This is a genomic window from Streptomyces sp. NPDC001770 (assembly GCF_053596135.1).
On record NZ_JBSFFN010000011.1, the window covers coordinates 184,726 to 205,137 of the forward strand.

12 protein-coding genes are annotated in these 20,412 nt (G+C 73.7%); 4 read left to right on the forward strand and 8 right to left on the reverse strand.

From position 1 onward, the window contains the following. Positions 1-474, forward strand: a complete 474-nt coding sequence (locus tag ACWCSV_RS13040) for a hypothetical protein (RefSeq protein WP_451141480.1) — start codon at positions 1-3, stop codon at positions 472-474. Positions 475-509: 35 nt separating this feature from the next. Here the strand turns inward: ACWCSV_RS13040 and ACWCSV_RS13045 are convergent, their stop codons facing one another. Both ACWCSV_RS13045 and guaA read right to left on the reverse strand, forming a co-directional pair. After that, the gene (locus tag ACWCSV_RS13045; RefSeq protein WP_451141482.1) at positions 510-1,778 is read right to left on the reverse strand and encodes a hypothetical protein; all 1,269 of its coding nucleotides are present in this window, start codon (positions 1,776-1,778) and stop codon (positions 510-512) included. 216 nt (positions 1,779-1,994) lie between these two features. Next, a complete protein-coding gene (guaA, locus tag ACWCSV_RS13050) occupies positions 1,995-3,590 on the reverse strand; it encodes a glutamine-hydrolyzing GMP synthase (RefSeq protein ID WP_327177538.1) in 1,596 nt (531 codons plus the stop codon). 324 nt (positions 3,591-3,914) lie between these two features. Here guaA and ACWCSV_RS13055 point away from each other — a divergent pair, with 324 nt between their 5' ends. Next, positions 3,915-4,244, forward strand: a complete 330-nt coding sequence (locus ACWCSV_RS13055) for a chorismate mutase (RefSeq protein ID WP_451141484.1) — start codon at positions 3,915-3,917, stop codon at positions 4,242-4,244. A 365-nt stretch (positions 4,245-4,609) separates the two neighbouring features. Here ACWCSV_RS13055 and ACWCSV_RS13060 read toward each other — a convergent pair whose 3' ends face one another. From ACWCSV_RS13060 to ACWCSV_RS13085, 6 genes are all read right to left on the reverse strand, one after another. Next, a complete protein-coding gene (locus ACWCSV_RS13060) occupies positions 4,610-6,463 on the reverse strand; it encodes a GMC oxidoreductase (protein WP_451141486.1) in 1,854 nt (617 codons plus the stop codon). An 86-nt stretch (positions 6,464-6,549) separates the two neighbouring features. Beyond that, on the reverse strand, positions 6,550-8,256 hold the full coding sequence (locus tag ACWCSV_RS13065; protein WP_451141488.1) for a succinic semialdehyde dehydrogenase: 1,707 nt from the start codon (positions 8,254-8,256) through the stop codon (positions 6,550-6,552). A 182-nt stretch (positions 8,257-8,438) separates the two neighbouring features. Continuing rightward, positions 8,439-10,262: a protein kinase domain-containing protein gene (locus ACWCSV_RS13070; protein WP_451141524.1), complete on the reverse strand. Its 1,824-nt coding sequence runs from the start codon at positions 10,260-10,262 to the stop codon at positions 8,439-8,441. 238 nt (positions 10,263-10,500) lie between these two features. Next, a complete protein-coding gene (locus tag ACWCSV_RS13075; protein ID WP_451141490.1) occupies positions 10,501-13,536 on the reverse strand; it encodes a protein kinase in 3,036 nt (1,011 codons plus the stop codon). Between the two features lie 281 nt (positions 13,537-13,817). Beyond that, on the reverse strand, positions 13,818-15,884 hold the full coding sequence (locus tag ACWCSV_RS13080; RefSeq protein WP_451141492.1) for a protein kinase domain-containing protein: 2,067 nt from the start codon (positions 15,882-15,884) through the stop codon (positions 13,818-13,820). A gap of 226 nt (positions 15,885-16,110) precedes the next feature. Next, positions 16,111-17,817 (reverse strand): glycerol-3-phosphate dehydrogenase/oxidase, encoded by a 1,707-nt coding sequence (locus ACWCSV_RS13085; RefSeq protein WP_451141494.1) that lies wholly within the window; start codon positions 17,815-17,817, stop codon positions 16,111-16,113. Between the two features lie 277 nt (positions 17,818-18,094). On the opposite strand from ACWCSV_RS13085, the gene ACWCSV_RS13090 reads away from it, so the two are divergent. Then, positions 18,095-19,357, forward strand: coding sequence for a nucleotide sugar dehydrogenase (locus ACWCSV_RS13090; protein ID WP_451141496.1), 1,263 nt, complete (start codon positions 18,095-18,097; stop codon positions 19,355-19,357). Positions 19,358-19,514: 157 nt separating this feature from the next. After that, on the forward strand, positions 19,515-20,270 hold the full coding sequence (locus tag ACWCSV_RS13095; protein ID WP_451141498.1) for a hypothetical protein: 756 nt from the start codon (positions 19,515-19,517) through the stop codon (positions 20,268-20,270). Positions 20,271-20,412 lie beyond the last annotated feature (142 nt).

Here is a 20,412-nt window from a genome sequence, read left to right on the forward strand (position 1 = left end):
ATGACGGATGCCCAGCACCCCCCGGAGCGCTCCCGGAACGCCGCGGAGGACGCGGCTGCCCTGGTGGACTCGGCTTACGCGGAAGACACGGGCTCACCCGAGGACGCGGACCACTCGGACGGCACGGACCGGCCGCCCCGACGCCGCACGCTCCTCGTCCTCCTCGTGGTGACCGCCGTACTCCTGGTCCCGCTGGTCCTCGGGTTCTGGTACACCGCAGAGGAGGCGATCCGGAACAAGAGCATCAGCGACTGGCAGGGCAACCACGAGACGAAGCTCCGGCTGCAACGCGACGCGCTGGTGCTCGTCGGGGTGCCGGTCCTCTGCGCCGCGTGCGGGTGGATCGTCGCCTCGCTCCGGGACCGCCCCGCCGCCGTGCCCGTCGCGCGCGCCCTGCTGACCGGTGCGGTCCTGCTCTGGCTGGTCCTCGGCGCTTACCTCTACACGACGTTCATGGCGGCGCCCGAGTTCTGAGCGCGGCACCCGGGGTGTCGGTCCGCCCCCGGGTGTCAGTCCGTCACGTCGATCCGGCAGCTGTTGGTCTCCACCCCGGCCGCCGTGACCACCTGGACGTCGACCGAGCCGGGTTCGACCTCCACCGGGACGGGCACGGTGAGGACCGTGTCGGTCGGATTGGCGAAGCCTCCGGGGACCGGGATCAGCGGGACGTGGACGTGGACCGTCCCTATCCGTACGACGAGCCGGGCCAGCCCGGCCGGGCCGCCCGCGCCGGGCGGTACGAATCCGGCGCCCCGGATCTCGATGTCGTCGCCCGTACGGATCGGAGCGTCCAGGTCGCCGGCCTCCCGGGCCCGGACGACCGACAGGACCACCGGCCGGCCGCCCTCCGCGTACTTCCCCGCGAAGTAGGTCGCCGCCGAGACCGCCACCAGCAGCGCGAGCCCCCACGGCAGGTCCGGGAGCTGCTCGGGGCGGCGGGCGAGGCGGACCGCCGCGAAGAGCACCGCGACGCCGTTCACCAGCACGTACTGCACGTCCGTGAAGCTGCCGCGGCCGGAGTCGTCGGTCAGCAGGTCGGCGGCGCGCGGCCGGTCGGCCCGGATCTTCTGCAGCCGCTGCGCCAGTACGCGTACGGAGACGACCCGGCGGACGACGACGGCGACGGCGCAGACCAGCGCGAGCACCGTGAGCACCCCCGCCGAACGCATCAGGTCCAGCCCCTCGATGAGCGCGTCGCGCTCGCTGTGGTCGGAGGCCCCCGCGAGCTGGAGGGAGAGCACCAGGACGGCGAAGACGGCGAGCAGCACCCAGGCGGCGGCGACGGCCCGCGAGGTGGAGAGCCGGTTGTCCTCGCCGATGAGCGGGGCGAGCAGGCCTCCGCGTGCCCGGTGGTACGAGGCGGCGGCGGCCAGCAGCGCGGCGGTGACCAGTCCGGCGATCAGCCCGGCGGTACGGGCGGTGGACCAGCCCGGGCCGATCGCGGTGGCGGTCTCGCCGAGGACGAGGGCGACGAGTGCGACCGCGATGACGGCGAGGGTGCGCAGCCGTACGTCGTGGAGCCAGGCGTCACCGGCTTCCCGGCTGCGGTCGGAGACGGCCCGGGCGGCGCCGGTCAGCTCGTCGGAGACCCACTGCCGGGAGGCCGAGGGCGACTGCGCCACCCCGGGGGGCAGCCCCTTCCCGGCGGCGAACTCGTCCCGTTTGGCGAGGAAGGCGGCGACCGCGCGCCGGTGTCCTTCGCGTGCTCCGTGCGGGCAGTCGCCGCACGTACAGCCCCCGCCGTGCGCCCTGCTTGCCCTCGCCTCGTCCAACGCCACGACCCGTGCCGCCCTTTCCCGCCCCGGTACAGCCAACTCACTTACGTTTTTTGTGAATTGTGCCGTACCGGACGCCTTCGGGCCGCATCGGGGCGGGCCCGGCACCCCGGTTTCGCGCACCTGTGCCCCCGTAGGGGCGGCGAAGGGGCCCGGACGCGGCGATGCCGCCGCTCCCACGGGGGAAGCGGCGGCATCGTCAGGGGGTCGTGGGGAGGATTACTCCCACTCGATGGTCCCCGGCGGCTTGCTCGTCACGTCGAGGACGACGCGGTTGACGTCGGCGACCTCGTTGGTGATGCGGGTGGAGATCTTCGCCAGCGTCTCGTACGGCAGGCGCGACCAGTCGGCCGTCATGGCGTCCTCGGAGGACACCGGGCGCAGCACGATCGGGTGGCCGTAGGTGCGGCCGTCGCCCTGGACGCCGACCGAGCGGACGTCGGCGAGGAGGACCACCGGGCACTGCCAGATCTCGCGGTCGAGACCGGCGGCCGTCAGCTCCTCGCGGGCGATGGCGTCTGCCTCGCGGAGCAGGTCGAGGCGCTCCTTGGTGACGTCACCGACGATGCGGATGCCCAGGCCGGGGCCGGGGAACGGCTGGCGCTGGACGATCTCCTCGGGCAGGCCGAGCTCCTGGCCGACCATCCGGACCTCGTCCTTGAACAGCTGGCGCAGCGGCTCGATGAGCTCGAACTCGATGTCGTCGGGGAGGCCGCCGACGTTGTGGTGCGACTTGATGTTGGCGGTGCCGGTACCGCCGCCGGACTCGACGACGTCCGGGTAGAGGGTGCCCTGCACGAGGAAGGCGACCTGCTCGCCGTCGGCGGCACCCTCGGCGATGATCTCGGCCTGGGCCTGCTCGAAGACGCGGATGAACTCGCGGCCGATGATCTTCCGCTTCTGCTCCGGGTCGGAGACCCCGGCGAGCGCGTCGAGGAAGCGCTTCTCGGCGTCGACGACCTTCAGCTGGACGCCGGTGGCGGCCACGAAGTCCTTCTCGACCTGCTCGGTCTCGCCCTTGCGCATCAGGCCGTGGTCGACGTACACGCAGGTCAGCTGGGAACCGATGGCCTTCTGCACGAGGGCCGCGGCGACCGCGGAGTCCACGCCGCCGGAGAGGCCGCAGATGGCGCGCTTGGTGCCGACCTGCTCGCGGATGAGCGCGACCTGCTCCTCGACCACGTTGGTGGTCGTCCAGGTCGGCTCGATGCCCGCGCCGCGGTAGAGGAAGTGCTCCAGGATCTGCTGCCCGTGGGTCGAGTGCATGACCTCGGGGTGGTACTGGACGCCGTAGAGGCGCTTCTCGTCGTTCTCGAAGGCGGCGACCGGGACGACGTCGGTGGACGCGGTCACGGTGAAGCCCTCGGGGGCGGCGGAGCAGGCGTCGCCGTGCGACATCCAGACGGCCTGGTCGTCGGGGGTGCCCTCGAAGAGGGTGGAGCCCGACTTGGTGACCTTGAGCGGGGTACGGCCGTACTCGCGGGCCCCGTTGTCGTCGACGGTGCCGCCGAGCGTGGTCGCCATCAGCTGGAAGCCGTAGCACATGCCGAAGACCGGAACCCCGGCCTCGAACAGCGAGCGGTCGAGCGAGGGCGCCCCTTCCGCGTACACCGAGGACGGGCCGCCGGACAGGATGATCGCGCGGGGGTTCTTCGCCAGCATCTCGGCCACCGGCATGGTGGACGGGACGATCTCGCTGTAGACCCGGGCCTCACGGACGCGACGGGCGATGAGCTGGGCGTACTGCGCGCCGAAGTCGACGACGAGAACCACGTCGGTGGTCATGTCGGGGGCGGCGGGGGGTGCTGCTGGCACGAGGCGGCCTTCCGGCGGTGAGGGGTGTCGGTCCTTCAATGTTACCGGCCGCGGCGAAGCGGCCTCCCGCGTCCCGTTCCCGCCGCCGTCCCACCATCCGGACCCCCCGTTGGGTACCGGGCGGGGGCGGGTCCATACTGGCTGCCATGCGTCAGTACACGATCTCCGTCTTTACCTATGGCATCCGGCCCGCCGGGTGTCATGGTCGTGCTGCTTGAGCAACTGACGAGCGACCTTCCAGACGCCCCGGGCCGACAGGCCCGGGGCGTCTTGGCGTTCGGGGGCCGTCGGGCCGGGGCCCGTACCCCGATCGGGAGTCCGACCATGAGCATCATCACCACCCCCGCCACCACGTCTGCCGCGAAGCCCTCGAAGACCGCGACCGAGGCGACCGGTGCGCACACCGAGGAGGCCGCCGCGCTGATCGGCGGCGCCCGGGAGCGGATCGACGCGCTGGACGACCGGATCATCGGCCTCGTCCAGGAGCGGATGGCGGTGTCGGCGGTCATCCAGGAGGCGAGGATCACCTCCGGGGGCCGCCGGGTGAACCTCGCCCGTGAGATGGAGGTGCTCAGCCACTTCCGGGACGCGCTCGGGAAGCCCGGCACCCCGCTCGCGATGACGCTGCTGGAGCTCTGCCGCGGCCAGGTGTGAACCCGGCGCACCCCGGTGTACGGGCGGAGTGCGGTGAGTACGGGCGGCGTGCCCCTGCGCGCAGGGCTGTACGGCCGCACCCCCGTTCGGTCCCGGTCTCACCCGTACGGAGCGTGACCGGTCCGGAGCGGCCTTCGTTGTTCGGGGTGTCCGCACCGGCCAGGGGCGGCATCGGCAGGAAGAAGCGCGTGGCTCCGCTCGGACGTGTGACGTATCTCAGGTGCGTCGTGGGACCGCGTCCCGGCGTATGTGACCGGTCGGCAGGGGACAGCAGCCCGGTCACCCGTGTGGGGGCCGGCTCCGGGGACGCCCGGGGCCGGCCCCCACTGGTCTGTCCCGGGCCGTGTTTCGCGTAGGGCTGGCCCTCAGGCCTTCGGCGCCGGCTTCGGCGGTACGGCCGGGATGCCCAGGAACGGCAGCTTCAGCGCGCCGAACGCCTCCTCCGGCACAGCCGGGGCAGCCGGCTTCACCGGTGTCAGCCGCTGGTACGCCTCGCCCTGCGCCGGTCGCGGGTCGGGCTCGCCCTTGTTGGGCCAGAACGACATGGCGCGTTCGGCCTGCGCGGTGATCGTGAGCGACGGGTTGACGCCCAGGTTGGCGGAGACCGCCGAGCCGTCGACGACCGAGATGCCGGGGTGGCCGTGGAGCCGGTGGTACGGGTCGATGACGCCCTCGGCCGCGCTCGCCCCGATGGGGCAGCCGCCGAGGAAGTGCGCGGTGAGCGGGGTGCCCATCAGCTCGCCGATGTTGGAACCGGCGAAGCCGTTGATCTCCTCGGCGAGCAGCGTGGCGCTCCGCGTCGCCTCGGCGATCTGCGTCGGGTTGGGTGCCCCGTGGCCCTGCCGGGCGGTGAGCAGGCCCTTTCCGATGCCGCTCGGCTTGCGGTAGGCGGTCAGCGAGTTGTCGAGCGACTGCATGACGAGCCCGATGATGGTCCGCTCGGACCACTTCCGGTTGGAGAGCGAGCGGGCCGCGATGGTGGGGTGCCTGACCACGCCGGCGAGCCAGGCGCGCACCCGCCGCTTCGCGTACGGCACCTGGAGGATGGTGAGGCCACCCATGGCGTTGGAGCCCTTGCCGTAGCGGACCGGTTCGATGTGGGTGCTGGCGTCCGGGTGGATCGACGAGGTGATGGCGACGCCCTTGGTGAAGTCGGGCTTCGCGCCGTGCTTGCGGCGGTAGCGGCGGTCGCTGGTCTGCGCGCCGACCAGCCCCTCGGAGTTGGTACGGGTGAGCTCGCCGAGCCGGTCCGAGAGCCGGGGCAGCCGCCCCTCGTCCTTCATCCGGTGCAGCAGGGTCTGGGTGCCGTACGTGCCCGCCGCGACGATCACGTGGCGGGCCCGGAGCGTGCGGGGCGCGGCCTTGCGGCGGCGGTCGGTGGGCACGGTCTCGACCCGGTGGCCGCCGGCCGGGTCCTCGGTGACGGCGAGCACGGTGGTCATGGGGTGGATGACGGCGCCGGCCTTCTCGGCGAGGTGGAGGTAGTTCTCGGTGAGGGTGTTCTTCGCCCCGTGGCGGCAGCCGGTCATGCACTCGCCGCACTCGGTGCAGGCCTTGCGGGCGGGCCCCGCGCCGCCGAAGTACGGGTCGGCGACCGTGCCGCCGGGCTCCGCCTTCGCCGTGCCGTCGGCGTCCCTGCCGTCGCCGAAGAACACCCCGACCGGTGCCAGGTGGAAGGTGTCGCCGACGCCCATCGCCTCGGCGGTCGCCTTCAGGTGCACGTCGGAAGGGGTCGTCGTCGGGTTGAGCCGGACCCCGAGCATCCGGGTGGCCTGGTCGTAGTAGGGCCGCAGCTCGTCCTGCCAGTCGGTGATGGCGGCCCACTGGCGGTCCTCGAAGAACGCGGCGGGCGGGACGTACAGCGTGTTCGCGTAGTTCAGCGAGCCGCCGCCGACCCCGGCTCCGGCCAGCACCATGACCTTGCCGAGGAGGTGCACCCGCTGGATGCCGTAGAGGCCGAGGGCGGGGGCCCAGAGGTAGTTCTTCAGGTCCCAGGAGTTCTTGGGCAGCGTCCCCGGGGTGAAGCGGCGGCCCGCCTCCAGCACGCCGACCCGGTACCCCTTCTCCGTCAGCCGGAGCGCGGAGACGGCGCCGCCGAACCCCGAGCCGACGACGAGGACGTCGTAGTCGAAGGCGGTCTCGGAGGCAGTGCCGGAGCCGGTCTCGGAGGCGGTGCCACCGCTGGCGGCCTGGTTGCGGGCAGGGCTGTCCTCGGGCATGGCTCTCCTCGTCGCGAACCTCGGTGGAACCTTCTGATCTGTACGTACGAACGTCAGCGGTCACGGACCGGCCCGTGCCGGATGGATCAGCGCAGCCGGAACGCCTTCATCGCCTTGAGGCTGCGGCTCATGAACTCCGCGTACTTCTCGTCGTCCATCCCGAAGGCCGGGGCGAGCGGGATCAGCCGCTGCTGGGCGACGGTCTGCGCCTCGGTGTACTTGAGGATGCCCTCGGAGCCGTGCCGGCGGCCGAGCCCGGAGTCCTTCATGCCGCCCATCGGGGACTGCACGCTGCCGTAGGCGGGGGCGTACCCCTCGTTGATGTTGACGGTGCCGGTGCGCAGCCGGGCGGCGACCCGGTGGCCGCGCCGGGCGTCCTTGGTCCAGACACTGGCGTTGAGGCCGTACGGGGTGGCGTTGGCGAGGGCGATCGCCTCGTCCTCGTCGGTGAAGCGGTAGACCGAGACGACCGGTCCGAAGGTCTCCTGGGCGCAGACCTCCATGGGCGCCTCGACGCCTTCGAGGATGGTCGGCTCGTAGAAGAGCGGGCCGATGTCGGGGCGCGCCTTCCCGCCCGCGACGAGGGTGGCGCCCTTCGCGACCGCCTCGTCGACGTGCCGGACGACGGCCTCCAGCTGGCGTTCCCCGGCGAGCGAGCCCATGTCGGCGCCGTACGCGAGGGAGCCGCCGAGCCGCATCGCCTTGGTGCGGGCGGCGAAGCGGGCCACGAAGTCGTCGGCGACGGACGCGTGGACGTAGAGCCGCTCGATGGAGATGCAGAGCTGGCCGGCCGAGGAGAAGCAGGCGCGGACGGCTCCGGCGGCGGCCTTCTCCACGTCGGCGTCGGCGAGCACCAGCATGGCGTTCTTGCCGCCGAGCTCCAGCGAGACGCCGACGAGCCGGGCAGCCGCGCCCTGGGCGACCTCGCGGCCGGTGCGGGTGGAGCCGGTGAAGGAGACGTAGTCCGCGCGCTGGACGACCTCGGGGCCGACGACCGGGCCCTCGCCGAGCACGACCTGGAAGACCTCGGCGGGCAGTCCGGCCTCGATCAGCAGGTCGCGGGCCCAGAGCGCGGTCAGCGCGGTCTCGGTGTCGGGCTTCATCACGACGGCGTTGCCGGAGACGAAGGCGGGCAGCGCGTCGCCGACGGAGAGTTCCAGCGGGTAGTTCCACGGGGCGATCTGGCCGACGACCCCGCGCGGCTGGCGCAGCTCGGTGACCTTGGTGAGGGTCGGTACGACTCCGGTGTGCCGCTTCGGGCGCAGGTACGCGGGGGCCTTGCGCCCGTAGTGGCGGGAGGCGACGGCGACCGCCTGCACCTCCTCGTGGGCGTGCAGCCGGGCCTTGCCGGTCTCCAGCTGGATGAGGTCGAGGACCTCGGCCTGGCGCTGGAGGACGAGGTCGTGGAAGCGGAGCAGCACGGCGGCCCGGGTGCGTACGGGGGTGGCGGCCCAGGCGGGCTGGGCGGCGCGGGCCCGTTCGAAGGCGGTGGCCACGTCCTCGGGGGTGGACTCCGGCAGGTCGGCCAGCTTCTCGCCGGTGAGGGGGGTGTGGTTGGCGGTACGCCCGGAGCCGACGACCCCGCGGACCAGCCGGGCCACGAGGTCGGGGGTGACCACGTCGGCCGCCGTACGCACACCGGCGGGGGCCGCCGCCACCGGGTTGGTGCCCGGGGCGGCCGTCGCCGCCCGCGCGTCGGGGGCGTGCGGATCCGGTGCCTGCGGGTCCGCCGCCTCGGGGTCCGATGCCTGGGGGGCCGCTGCCGTCGAGTCCGCTGCCTGCGAGTCCGTCATGAGGGCGAGAGTAAGTCCACCGGGCGACTTTGGGTACCCGTGGGTAACACCCTTTTCACACTCCCCACACTCAGCCAGTGATCACTGGCTGAATAACCGCTGATCAGGGCGGTTCCCGGTGCGGCAGAGGGAATGCGGGGCGGCTGCCCGCCCTGGGCACCGCCCCCCGTACCGCCGCCGGCTCACTCCGTCCGGGCGGGCGGGCGCCAGCTCCTGAGCATCGTGTCGAACAGCTCCCGGGTGTCCTCCCAGTCGTCCACCGGGGCGGTCAGATAGAGCGCGTACTCCGGCCCACCGGTGCCGGCGAAGTACATCTGGTCGATCCCGCGCCGCTCCCCCGGATGGTCCTGGGTCTCCGTCCAGGTGAACTCCCAGAGCGAGCCGGAGTGGTCGCGGAAGGTGTTCTCGTCCAGCGAGATGCGCGAGTAGCCCGGGAGCCGGTCCCTGAGGGTCTCCTCCATGGACTGCATGTGGGCGTAGGCGGTGTCGAAGTCGGGCGCGTCGTCGACGCTGATGCGGAGGCGGTGACCGCCCTCGTCCGGGGTGTAGTCGATCTGGGTGCCCTCCGTCCGGCGTTCCCATCCCTCCGGTACGGCGAGGCTGAAGCCGGCCGGGTCCTCCACCCGTTTCCAGCCGGCCGGTATCGAGGAGTCGGCCGAGCCCGCGGTCGGCGGGGCGGCGGCGTCGGAGGGTCCGGTGGTGGCGCCGGTGTCCGAGGTGCCGCCGGCGGCGCCCGCCGAGGGCTCCGCGGTGGCGGTGGGCCGCTGCGCGGTGGCCGTGGGCGAGGGGCGCCCGTTCCCGTCGTCCGAACCGCTGCCCGCGTAGTGCATCGCGCCCAGTCCGGCCCCGGTGCCGAGCACCGCCGCGACCACCACGGCCACCACGGTGTTGCGCCGCCGCGACCCGGATTTCGTCCGGGGGGCCGTGGGGGTCGCTGCGGTGGTGTGGCCGGGCGGGGTTCCGTACGGGAACCCGACCGGCGGCGTGGGGGCGCCGTACCCGGGCGCCGGGGTGGCGGCCTGCCCCGTCTGGGTGCCGTACCCCGGCGCGGGGGAGCCCTGCCCGGCCTGGGTGCCGTACCCGGGCGTCGCGGAATCCGGTCCGGCCGCCGGGGCCGCCGCCCGGGCGACGGTGGGTCCGGTCGCCCCTGCCCGGTTCACCGGTACCTCCTGCCCGTACGGCGGGGCCGGCTCGCTCCGGGTCTCGCCCGCGTAGTGGCGCGTGTCCACGTACACCTGCGCGGTGCGCGGTTCGCGGCCGGTCAGCACGGACCGCAGCATCCGCTCGGTCTCGGCCGTCGAGGGACGGCCGGCCGGGTCCTTGCACAGCAGGGCGGCGATCACCGGGCCGAGGGTGCCGGCCCCCGGAGGTATCGACGGTTCGTCCGTGACGACCGCCTGCATGGTCGCGATGGGCGAGGAACGCCGGAACGGCGACCGGCCGTCGATCGCCGCGTAGAGCGTGGCGCCGAGCGACCAGAGGTCGGACGCCGGGCCGGGGTCGTGGCCCTGCACCCGCTCGGGCGCCAGGTAGTCGATGGAGCCGATGAGTTCACCGGTCCGGGTGATCGTCGAGTCGCCCTCGATGGCGGCGATGCCGAAGTCGGTGAGGAGGATCTGCCCGTCGCGGGCGAGCAGGACGTTGCCCGGCTTGACGTCCCGGTGCAGCACCCCCGCCGCGTGCGCGGCGCGCAGCGCGCTGAGGACGCCGAGCCCGATGCGGGCCGCCTCGTGCGGGGTGACCTCGCCGTTCTCCTTGGCGGAGTCGGCGAGCGACGGCCCGTCGACGTACTGCATGACGATCCACGGGCGGTCGTCGTGGTCGAGCACGTCGTGGACCGTGACGACGCCGGGGTGGCTGATCCGGGCTGCGGCCCGCGCCTCCTTGCGGGTACGGGCGTGCAGCACGACCCGGTCGGCCTCGGCGACGTAGAGGCCTGCGGTCAGTTCCTTGACGGCGACCGTGCGGTGGAGCACCTCGTCCTCTGCCCGCCACACCTTGCCCATGCCGCCCCGGCCCAGCACGTCCACCAGCCGGTACCGGCCCGCGAGTACCAGTCCGGGCGCCGTTCCGGCGGCCCTGTCGGTGCGCCTGCCGCTGTTCGATGAGTGATCCACGTGTCGTCCCCGCCCCGTTGCTCGGGTGCCAGATTACGGAGGGGCTCGGAGACGGGGAACCTCGCACCGCCCATGAGACCGCACTGTGATGACCCCGGACGGCGACGTACCCGAACATTCCGGACCGTCAGGACGTCACCCGGTACGAAGAGATGACCTGCTGGTAGATGCTGGTGACCTGGTCGCGCTCGTTGACCGGGCCGATGACCTGGATGATGTGGTAGCGGCCGTCGACGACCATCGCGAGGTTGCGTACGTACACCTCACGGCCGTTGACGTCCTGCCAGGTGTACTGCCCCTCGGCCATGGCCTGCCGGCCGACGTCGACCCGGCGGAGCCCGGTCGCGGTGGACCAGGAGGAGTCGCGGAACGGCTGCAACTCGGGTTCCTTGTCGCGCTGGTAGGCCAGCGGATCGGCCCCGTTGGCCTGCACGGTGTCCCGGCCCGGCACGATCAGCAGGCTGAACCCGTCGCTGCCGTAACGGATCTGGCGGTCCGCGTTGGCGGGGCTGCGCTGCCAGTCCTTCAGCACGCCCACCTCGAACCCCTCCGGGTCCTTGCGGAGCGTGTACCCGGGCGGAAGCGCCACGGCGGACCCGCTCGTCTGCGGGTCCTGGGTCCCGGGCGCCGACGAGGCCTTGCCGGAGGCGGACGGGGAGGGCTTCTCGGCGGGCGGCTCGGAGCCTGCGGGTGCGGCGGAGTCGGTGGCCGCCGGAGTGGCGGCCGAGCCCGTGCGCGTACCGGCGTCGTCCTTCGGCATGAACAGCAGGGCGTAGACCACCGCACCGGCCAGCGCCAGCAGGACGAGCAGCAGAAGCAGCCGGCCGAGGCGGCGCGGCGGCCGGTTGCCGTTCTCCCGCAGCACCTTGGGCTCGCGCGGGCCGCGCGGCGGCCTGCGCTCCTGCGCGGTCCGGGGCTCGTACGCGGGCTCCTGGTACTCCCGCTCGTCGGCCTCCGGGTAGGAGCGCAGCCCCAGGGCCTCCAGCCCTGCTGCCTCCTGGCCGTCCCGGCCGCTCTGGCCGGCGGCCGTGCCCTGGCGGTGCCGGCCCTGCGAGGCGGAGCGGAACCGGCGGCGCCTGCGGACGAGTTCGCCCTTGCGGCGGACGATGGGCAGCTTGGCGGCGTCGTCGGCGGGGAGCGGTACGACGTCCGAACCCGCCTCCGGCTCCGGGGCGGACCGGATCAGGGAGCGCAGCCAGCCGCGCAGCTCCTCGAAGTCGGGCCGCTCGGCGGGGTCCTGGCGCAGCAGGGACTCCACGACGGGCCGCAGCGGACCGCACTCCTCCGCGAAGGCGGGCGGCTCCCCGCACACCATCTGGACGAGCTCGGCGGCGTTCTCCTCCGGGTAGGGGGCGTGCCCCTGGACCGCGCGGTAGAGCAGCGCACCCAGCGCCCAGAGGTCGGTGGCGGGGCCGATGGGCGGGGCGAGCTGCCAGTTCTCGTGGACCGGCCCGGCCTGTTCGGGCGCCCACCGCTCGGTGACGGCACCGACGACGGCGATACGGGCCTGTCGGGCGCGTTCGGCGGCGAGCGGGGTGGCGGGCCCCCGGTAGACGGGTCCCTGGTCGCCCGCGGCCACGACGGCGTCCCAGCTGCCGGCGGGCACCCGTTCGACGGCCGCGCCCGAACGGGCGGCGGGCAGCGTCTCCCGGCGGGAGTCGGCCCGCAGGGCGTCGGCGCCGGAGCCCCCGGCGGGCACGGGACGGCCGGAGTGGCCGTCCTCCCAGGAACCGGCGAGGTGGACGCGGCGGCCGGGAGCGGCCGGGCCCGGGTCGTCCGGGTCGTCGTCCTCCTCGTCGTCCTCCTCGTCGTAGAGGTCGGGGTAGAGATCGGCGGAGGAACGGCCCCAGCCGCTGGGCAGCGGCGGCAGCGCCCCGGCCGCGGGGCGCGGCGGCGGCAGCAGCCCCGGCCCGTCGGCAGTCCCGGCGCGCTGCTGCTCCTCGGCGCGGCGCTGTTCGTCCGCGAGGCGCTGCTCTTCCCGGCGCTGTTCGTCCGACCGCTGCTGCTCCTCGGTCCTGCGCTGCTCCTCGGCCCTGTGCTGCTCCTCCGCGAGGCGCTGCTCCTCCGCGCGCTGCTGCTCCTCGGTGACGCGGGCCGAGGCGGCGAGGGCACCCGCACGGTAGGCGGCTATCGCTCCGGCCCGGGCGGCCCGCAGCTGGGCGGCGGTCGCCGCGCCGGGGTCGGCGGGCGGCAGGTCCGCGCCCGGGGGCGCCTCCTGGGCCGGCGGCCGGTGCTGCGGGACGGGAGGGAGGGCCGGGGCCGCGGGAGCGGCCGGGAGCGGCACCGCGGCGGAGTCCCGGTCGGCGTGGCCGGTGTACGCCTCCCGGTCGGCGTACCGCTCCCGGTCGGCGTACGGGTCGCGGGGCTCGCCCCACGGGGTGTGCGGGGCGGGGGCGGGGGGCAGGGCAGGCAGCTCGGGGGTGTACCCCGCGCGCTGCTCGTCGTAGCCGTCACCGTGGCCGCCGTCGGGTCCGTCCCCGTGCTCGTACGCGTGTTCCTGCGCATGCTCCTGCGCCTGGTCGCTCGCGGGCTCGTGGCGCCGGGGCGGGGCGTCGGGTTCGTCCAGGTCGGGGCGGGGCACGGTGACGTACCCGCAGAGAGCCTCCTCGGCGGCGCCCGCCGCGAGGCCGGTCAGCATGACCCGGCCGTCGTCGCAGACGAGCACCGTCCGCACGGTGATGTTGCGGTGGGTCCAGCCGTGCGCGTGCAGCACCCGCAGCGCGGTGAGCACGTCGGAGCCGATCTCGGCGGCGCGGTAGGGGTTGAGGGGGCGTTCGGCCAGGAGTGCGGCGAGCGGGCGGGCGGGAACCAGTTCGCTGACGATCCAGAGTGAGCCCGCCTCGGCGAACACGTCGAAGACCTGGTCGAGGCGCGGGTGGTCCGGAACCTGGGCGGCGGCCTGCGCGGCCTCTATCGCCCGGCGTACCGCCGGGTCCGAGGAGCGGCGGACGGCCCGGCCGGTGGTCCGGCGCACCGGTGACGGCCGGCCGTCGCCGTCGAGCACCTCGGCGTCGACCACCTCGGGCAGCGGAACCTGCCGGACCAGGACCTCCTGGCCGCTGTAGGTGTCGAAGGCGCGCGTCTCGACCAGTTCGTAGGCGTCGGACGGCGGCAGCGGAAGGCGGTAGCGGTCGGCAAGCACCCGACCCGCATAGTCGTCCACGACGCCTCCCCAGAGCGCACGGTCCCCCGGTCACGAGATCCGGACGATCCGTCACGTCACGGACTTTGCCGTACATATGACGCGCCATCACGGCTGCGAACGGTTCTCGACCTCTTACGATACGTGGCGGGACGCGGCGGCGTGTCCGGGTCGCGCCAACCCGGGCGGACCGGACCGCCGGGAGCGGTGGGGCGACCGCCCCGGAGGGCGGTCGCCCGGTCACCGTCAGCCCTGCGCCGGTCCTTCGCCGGCCGTCCAGCCGGTCGTCACGTCAGTCCTTCTCAGTCCTTCGGCGCGAAGGTGGCGAACGCCGTCTCCCGCAGGGTGCGGCACTCGTCCTCGTTCCACTGGGCGGCCGGGCAGCTCACCATGATCGAGTAGCCGTGTGTCGGGTCGGCCCGGAAGCCCCGGTTGAGGACGTGCACCCGCTCGCCGTTCTGGTTCCGCTCGAACTCCCAGTCCGCGACGGTCGGGTAGCCGTTGTACTCGACCTTCCTGATGCCGATGTGCTTGTAGCCGTTGCTCGCGGCGCTCACTCCCGCGACCGCCGCCGACCAGGCCGCGGCGGCGTCCTTGCCGGGCGAGCTGTTGTAGTCGACCTGGACGCGCGGGAAGCTGCCCTTCGACGCGTTGTAGATGCCGCCCGAGCTGGACCCCGCGATGGCGGTGAGCCGGTAGGCGGCGGGCATCGCCATGGTGAAGTGGAAACGGCTGTCGGTGACCGTCTTGTACCCGGCCGGGAGCGCGCCGTCGTCCTTGCCGCCCTTGCCGTCCTTGTCGTCCTTGTCGTCGTTGCCCTTGCCGGACGAGGAGGCCGAGGGAGTGCCGGAGCCGGACGGGGTGCCGGCCGTGGACGGAGCCGCGGAGTCGCCGGACTTGCCCTGCCCCTCCGTACGGTCGTCGCCCTTGCCGGAGGCGTCGGCCCCACCGGTGGACCCGGCCGAGGTGCCCTGGGTGGCCGCGCCCTTGCCGTCCTGGTCGTCCCCGCCGCCGAGGCTGAGCGCGAGCACGGTGCCGATGACGGCGAGCACCACGACCCCCGCGATGACCGCGAGGGTCCGGCGCGGCACCACATCGGTGAGCGAGGCGCGGGTGGACGGGCCGGGGGTGCGCGGCGGAACTCCGCCGGAGGCCGAGGCCGTGGCAGTGCCCGGGGCGCCGGCCTGTGCGGCCTTTGCGGCCTTTCCGGTGGAAACGGCGGGTCGGGCGGCGGTGGAACCGCCCGCGGCAGGACCGCCAGCGGGCGTGCCCGTCGGGGTCGCGGCGGAGGCGCTCGAAGCACCGGCCGCACCGGCCGCTCCCGCTGCCCCGGCCGCCGCGGCCTTCGAGTTCCGTACGGAGCGCAGGGCACCGCGCAGCCGGTCCCGGGTTCCCTCGCCGGTCCCGGAGGAGACGGGCGTCCGTGCGTCGGCGGGCCCGCTCCTGCCGTCCGAGGGGGCCGGGCCCACCCCGGTGGGTACGGCCATCACCTGGGTGGCGTCCGCGGGCGGCTTCTCCGGGGCGTTGACGATCGCGGTGAGCAGGGCGCGCGCACCGGCGTCGTCGAGTCGCTGCTCGGGGTCGCGGGTGAGGAGGCCGTAGATGACGTCCTTCAGCGGGCCCGCGTTCTTCGGCGGGTCCAGCGGTTCGGTCATCACGGCCGTCAGCGTGGCGATGGCCGAGCCCTTGTCGTACGGCGGGCTGCCTTCCACGCTCGCGTAGAGCAGACCGCCGAGCGACCAGAGGTCGGCGGGCGGTCCGGGCTTGTGGCCTCGGGCGCGCTCCGGCGAGATGTACGAGGGGGCGCCGACCAGCATGCCGGTGGAGGTCACCGACGGGTCACCCTCGACCTGGGCGATGCCGAAGTCGGTGAGGACCACCCTGCCTTCCTGCGATATCAGCACGTTGGACGGCTTCACGTCCCGGTGCAGGATGCCCTCGCGGTGCGCGGAGCGCAGCACGTCGAGGACGGCGAGGCCGACCTCGGCCGCCCGTCGGGGCGTCAGCGTGCCGTCCTCACGGATCACTTCGGCGAGGGACTTGCCCTCGACGAGCTCCATGACGATCCACGGCCGGTCGTCCTCGTCGACCACGTCGAACACGGTGACGGCGCTGGTGTTGCGGATGCGCGCGATCGCCTTGGCCTCGCGCAGGGTGCGCGTGATCAGCCGGCGCTTCTCCTCGTCGTCGATGGCCGTGGGGAACCGGAGTTCCTTCACCGCCACCGTACGGCCCAGGGTCTCGTCCTCGGCGCGCCAGACGGTACCCATACCGCCCCGGCCGAGCACCTTCCCGAGCCGGTACCGTCCCGCGAGAAGACGTCCCTCGGTGTCCCGTTGGGGCCCGTTTGCCTGCTCCGCCTCCGACATGCGTCCCCTCTGCGATCAACCCGCCCTGGCAGAGCGTTCATTGTCCCTCACCCCGGGACCGGTTCTGGTGCCGGGTCCGCGCTCGGCCCCGGCGGGGCCGGGGAGAGGGCTTACGGGGCGTGAGGCACGGCTCCTCCGCCCCGGTGCCGGGCACCCCCACCGTGTACGAGCGGGTGCCCCTTCCTCGCCCTCCCATGCCCGGCCGCCGGAGTCGCGCGACACGCCGTCAGATCGGCACGATGTCCGGTGCGCCGAGCCGGGCCGCGTCGGCCGTGAGGTCGTCGGGCTGGCGCTGCGACTCCCGCTCGGCCTGGACCCGCTTCTCGTAGTGCTCCACCTCGCGGTCGACCCGGTCCGCGTCCCAGTCCAGTACGGGGGCCATCAGCTCCGCGCATACGCGGGCGCTGAGGGTGCCCCTGTCGAAGGTCTCGATGGAGATGCGGGTCCGCCGGGTGAGGACGTCGTCGAGGTGGCGGGCGCCCTCGTGCGAGGCGGCGTAGACGATCTCGGCGGCGAGGTAGTCGTCGGCGGCGGGCAGCGGCTCGCCCAGTGCGGGGTTCTCGGCGATCAGTGCGAGGAGTTCCTCGGCGAGGGAGCCGTACCGGTTGAGCAGGTGCTCCACCCGGACGACGTGCAGTCCGGTGGCGGCGGCGATCCGGGCGCGGGCGTTCCACAGGGCGCGGTACCCCTCGGCGCCGAGCAGCGGCACGTCCTCCGTGACGCACTCGGCGACCCGCTGGTCGAGCCCGTGCACCGCCTCGTCCACGGCGTCCTTCGCCATCACCCGGTAGGTCGTGTACTTGCCGCCCGCGACCACGACGAGGCCGGGCACCGGGTGCGCCACCGTGTGCTCGCGGGAGAGCTTGCTGGTCGCGTCCGACTCGCCGGCCAGCAGCGGGCGCAGCCCGGCGTAGACGCCTTCGACGTCGTCCCTGGTCAGCGGGGTGGCGAGCACGGTGTTGACGTGTTCGAGGAGATAGTCGATGTCGGCGCTGGAGGCGGCCGGATGGGCCTTGTCGAGGCTCCAGTCGGTGTCGGTGGTGCCGACGATCCAGTGGCGCCCCCACGGGATGACGAAGAGGACGGACTTCTCGGTGCGCAGGATCAGCCCGGTCGAGGAGTGGATGCGGTCCTTGGGTACGACGAGGTGGATGCCCTTGGAGGCGCGGACGTGGAACTGTCCGCGTTCGGCGATCAGCGCCTGGGTGTCGTCGGTCCACACGCCGGTCGCGTTCACCACCTGTCTGGCCCTGACCTCGTACCGGCCGCCGGTCTCGACGTCCTCGACCAGGGCGCCGACGACGCGTTCGCCCTCCCGGAGGAATCCGGAGACCCGCGCGCGGTTCGCCGCGTACGCGCCGTAGCTCACGGCGGTGCGCACCAGGGTGGCGACGAAGCGGGCGTCGTCCATCTGGGCGTCGTAGTACTGGAGGGCCCCGACCAGGGCGTCCTTGCGGAGCGCGGGGGCCACGCGCAGGGCGCGGCGGCGGGAGAGGTGGCGGTGGACCGGGAGGCCCCGGCCGTGTCCGGAGGAGAGGGACATCGCGTCGTAGAGCGCGACGCCGGAGCCCGCGTACAGCCGCTCCCAGCCCTTGTGCTGCAAGGGGTAGAGGAACGGCACCGGCTTGACCAGGTGGGGGGCGAGGCGTTCCAGCAGCAGGCCGCGCTCCTTGAGCGCCTCGCGGACCAGGGCGAAGTCGAGCATCTCCAGATAGCGCAGGCCTCCGTGGATGAGCTTGCTGGACCGGCTGGAGGTGCCGGAGGCCCAGTCGCGCGCCTCGACGAGTCCGGTGGAGAGCCCTCTGGTGGCGGCGTCCAGCGCCGTCCCCGCGCCGACCACGCCCGCGCCGACGACCAGTACGTCCAGTTCGCGCTCGGCCATCGCGGCGAGCGCCTCGGCGCGCTCGGCGGGTCCCAGTGTCGATGTCCTCAACTCTGCCTCCCGGTGGATCGGGGTGGGCGGGCTACCGGGCGATCTGTCCGGGTTCCGTACGGCCGGAGCGGCCGTGCCCACGTTCCCGATTCTGTCCGCGCAACGCGACTTCAGCCACCGCCTGTGGACAACGCTCCCGATCGCCACAGATGACAGCGATCATTCCGTGCGACATAAATGCGACATACAGGTCATATTTACGCCTAGTCTGACATCGCGCGGTCCACAGCAGTTGCGCTTTCGGTCCTCATGGTCCTATGGGAAGGACGGCCCTCGCATGCCCGCAGACCTCGCGGTCATCGGCCTCGGTCACCTCGGCCTGCCCCTCGCCCAGGCAGCGGTCGCCGCCGGTATCGACACCATCGGTTACGACACCGATCCGCGTCCGTACGCGGATCTCGGCGCGGGGCGCACCCCGGTCGAAGGCTCGCTCACCGCGTCCGAGGTCCGCAGGATGCTCTCCCGGGGTTTCCGCCCCACCACCAACGCCACCGAACTCGGCCGGGTGCGCACCGCGGTGATCTGCTCCCCCACCCCCCTCGGGCCCGACCGCACCGTCGACCTCACCGCCCTCGGCGACGCCGCGCGCGCACTGGCCGCCCGGCTCCGCCCGCACACCACCGTGCTGCTGGAATCGCCCGTACCCCCCGGCACCACCGAGAACTTCCTGCGCGGGCTGCTCGAAGAGGGGTCCGGGCTGCGCGCGGGCCGCGACTTCCACCTGGCCTGCTCCCCCGGCCGTCTGGACCCCGGCAACCGCACCCACACCTACGCCAACACCCCCAAGGTCATCGGCGGCCTCACCCCCGCCTGCACCGAGTCCGCCGCCGCGTTCTACGGCCGGCTCACGGACAAGGTGGTGCGCGCCAGGGGCCCGCGCGAGGCCGAGATGACCAAGGTACTGGAGACCAACTTCCGGCACGTGAACATCGCCCTCGTCAACGAGATGGCGGTGCTCTGCCACGAGCTCGGCGTGGACCTCTGGGACGTCATCCGGTGCGCGGAGACCAAGCCCTTCGGCTTCCAGGCGTTCCGCCCCGGCCCCGGCGTCGGCGGCCACGGCGTCGCCCTGGACCCGGGCAGCGCCCCGTACGCCGGGCACGCGCCCGGCCCGCCGCTGCGTCTGGTCTCGATGGCGCAGGAGATCAACGACCGCATGCCGAGCTATGTGATCCGGCGCAGCGCCACCCTGCTGAACGAGCACGGCAAGTCGGTGCGCGGTGCCCGCATCCTCCTCCTCGGCGTCACCTACAAGCCGGACAGCGCCGACCAGGAGGCGGCCCCGGCCCGTGAGATCGCGAGCCGGCTGATGGACCTGGGAGCCCAGATCGGCTACCACGACCCGCACGTCCTGGACTGGCGCGTCCGCGACGTTCCGGTCCCCCGCGCCGACTCGCTGTACGAGGCGGCGGCCGCCGCCGATCTGACGCTCCTCCTCCAGCACCACCGCACGTACGACCTCCAGGGCCTCGCGGTGAAGGCGCAGCTGCTGCTCGACACCCGGGGGGCCACCCCGGCGGGGGCCGCGCACCGGCTGTGACCGGGGGCCGGAACCGTGCGGAGAGCGGGGCGGTCCCCGGTCCGGGAATCCCGGTGGGCGCTGTCACAGGCGGCTGCTAGCCTGCGGCGTCACCTTCGCACTGCCGTGCGTATCCGTCGCACCGTCGTGCGCATTCGTCCCAGGGGGGATTTCCACCATGAGCCAGCCCGTGCCGCCGCCCAGCCGGCCCCAGCAGCCCGAGGACGGCCGGCCCGTCGCCGGCAACCCGTACGCGGCCGAGGCGCCCGGGGCGCCGGCTCCGGCCGCACCGCCCGTGGCGCCCCCGGCCGGAGCGCCCGTCGCCCCGCCCGCCGGAGCACCCGTGCCCCAGGCCGGTCCGCCGGTCGGAGCCCCGGTCGCCCCCGCGCCGGGCGCGCCCACCGGCAACCCCTTCGCGGGCGCGCAGCCCGGTCAGCCGGGGCCGCCCGCACCCGGCACCCCCTGGCCCGCGCAGCCGGGCCAGCCGGGCCAGTTCCCCGGGGTTCCGTTCGCGCCGGTCACCGGCCCGGTCCGCAACAACCTGGCCCTCGGGCTGCTCGCGTCGCTCGGCGCCGCCGCCGTGATCGGGGCGATCTACGGCGCGATCATCGGGGCCAGCGAGCGCGAGTTCGGTTACGCGGCGGTGGTCGTCGGCCTCGTCACCGGCTGGGCCGCCGGCAAGGCCGGCGGCCGCAACCCCGTGCTGCCGTTCGCCGCCGCCCTGTTCTCCCTGGGCTCGGTCTACTTCGGTCAGCTGCTCGGCGAGGCGATCATCGCCTCCAAGCACCTCCCGGTCTCCGTCTCGGAGATGTTCTTCGAGCACTTCGGTGTGCTCCAGGAGGCGTGGAAGGCCGACTCCGACTTCCTCAGCGTCGTCTTCTTCGCGATCGCCGCGTTCGCGTCGTTCTCCGCCGCCAAGAAGATCTCCGACTGACCTGCGCCGGCCTCCGGGCCTACGGAGAAGGGCCCCGACCACACCTGGTGGTCCGGGCCTACGGAGAAGGGCCCCGGCCCGGTCTTCGCCTCCGACCTGGTGCGCCACCACGGCGAGGCCATCGCCGCCGTCGCCGCCGACC

Excerpts from the sequence above, each read along its gene's own strand:
- ACWCSV_RS13055 (WP_451141484.1), top strand. The coding sequence starts at position 3,915 with ATGAGCATCATCACCACCCCCGCCACCACGTCTGCCGCGAAGCCCTCG.
- ACWCSV_RS13040 (WP_451141480.1), top strand. The coding sequence starts at position 1 with ATGACGGATGCCCAGCACCCCCCGGAGCGCTCCCGGAACGCCGCGGAG.
- ACWCSV_RS13080 (WP_451141492.1), bottom strand. The coding sequence starts at position 15,884 with ATGTCGGAGGCGGAGCAGGCAAACGGGCCCCAACGGGACACCGAGGGA.
- ACWCSV_RS13065 (WP_451141488.1), bottom strand. The coding sequence starts at position 8,256 with ATGACGGACTCGCAGGCAGCGGACTCGACGGCAGCGGCCCCCCAGGCA.
- ACWCSV_RS13095 (WP_451141498.1), top strand. The coding sequence starts at position 19,515 with ATGAGCCAGCCCGTGCCGCCGCCCAGCCGGCCCCAGCAGCCCGAGGAC.
- ACWCSV_RS13060 (WP_451141486.1), bottom strand. The coding sequence starts at position 6,463 with ATGCCCGAGGACAGCCCTGCCCGCAACCAGGCCGCCAGCGGTGGCACC.
- ACWCSV_RS13070 (WP_451141524.1), bottom strand. The coding sequence starts at position 10,262 with ATGGGCAAGGTGTGGCGGGCAGAGGACGAGGTGCTCCACCGCACGGTC.
- ACWCSV_RS13090 (WP_451141496.1), top strand. The coding sequence starts at position 18,095 with ATGCCCGCAGACCTCGCGGTCATCGGCCTCGGTCACCTCGGCCTGCCC.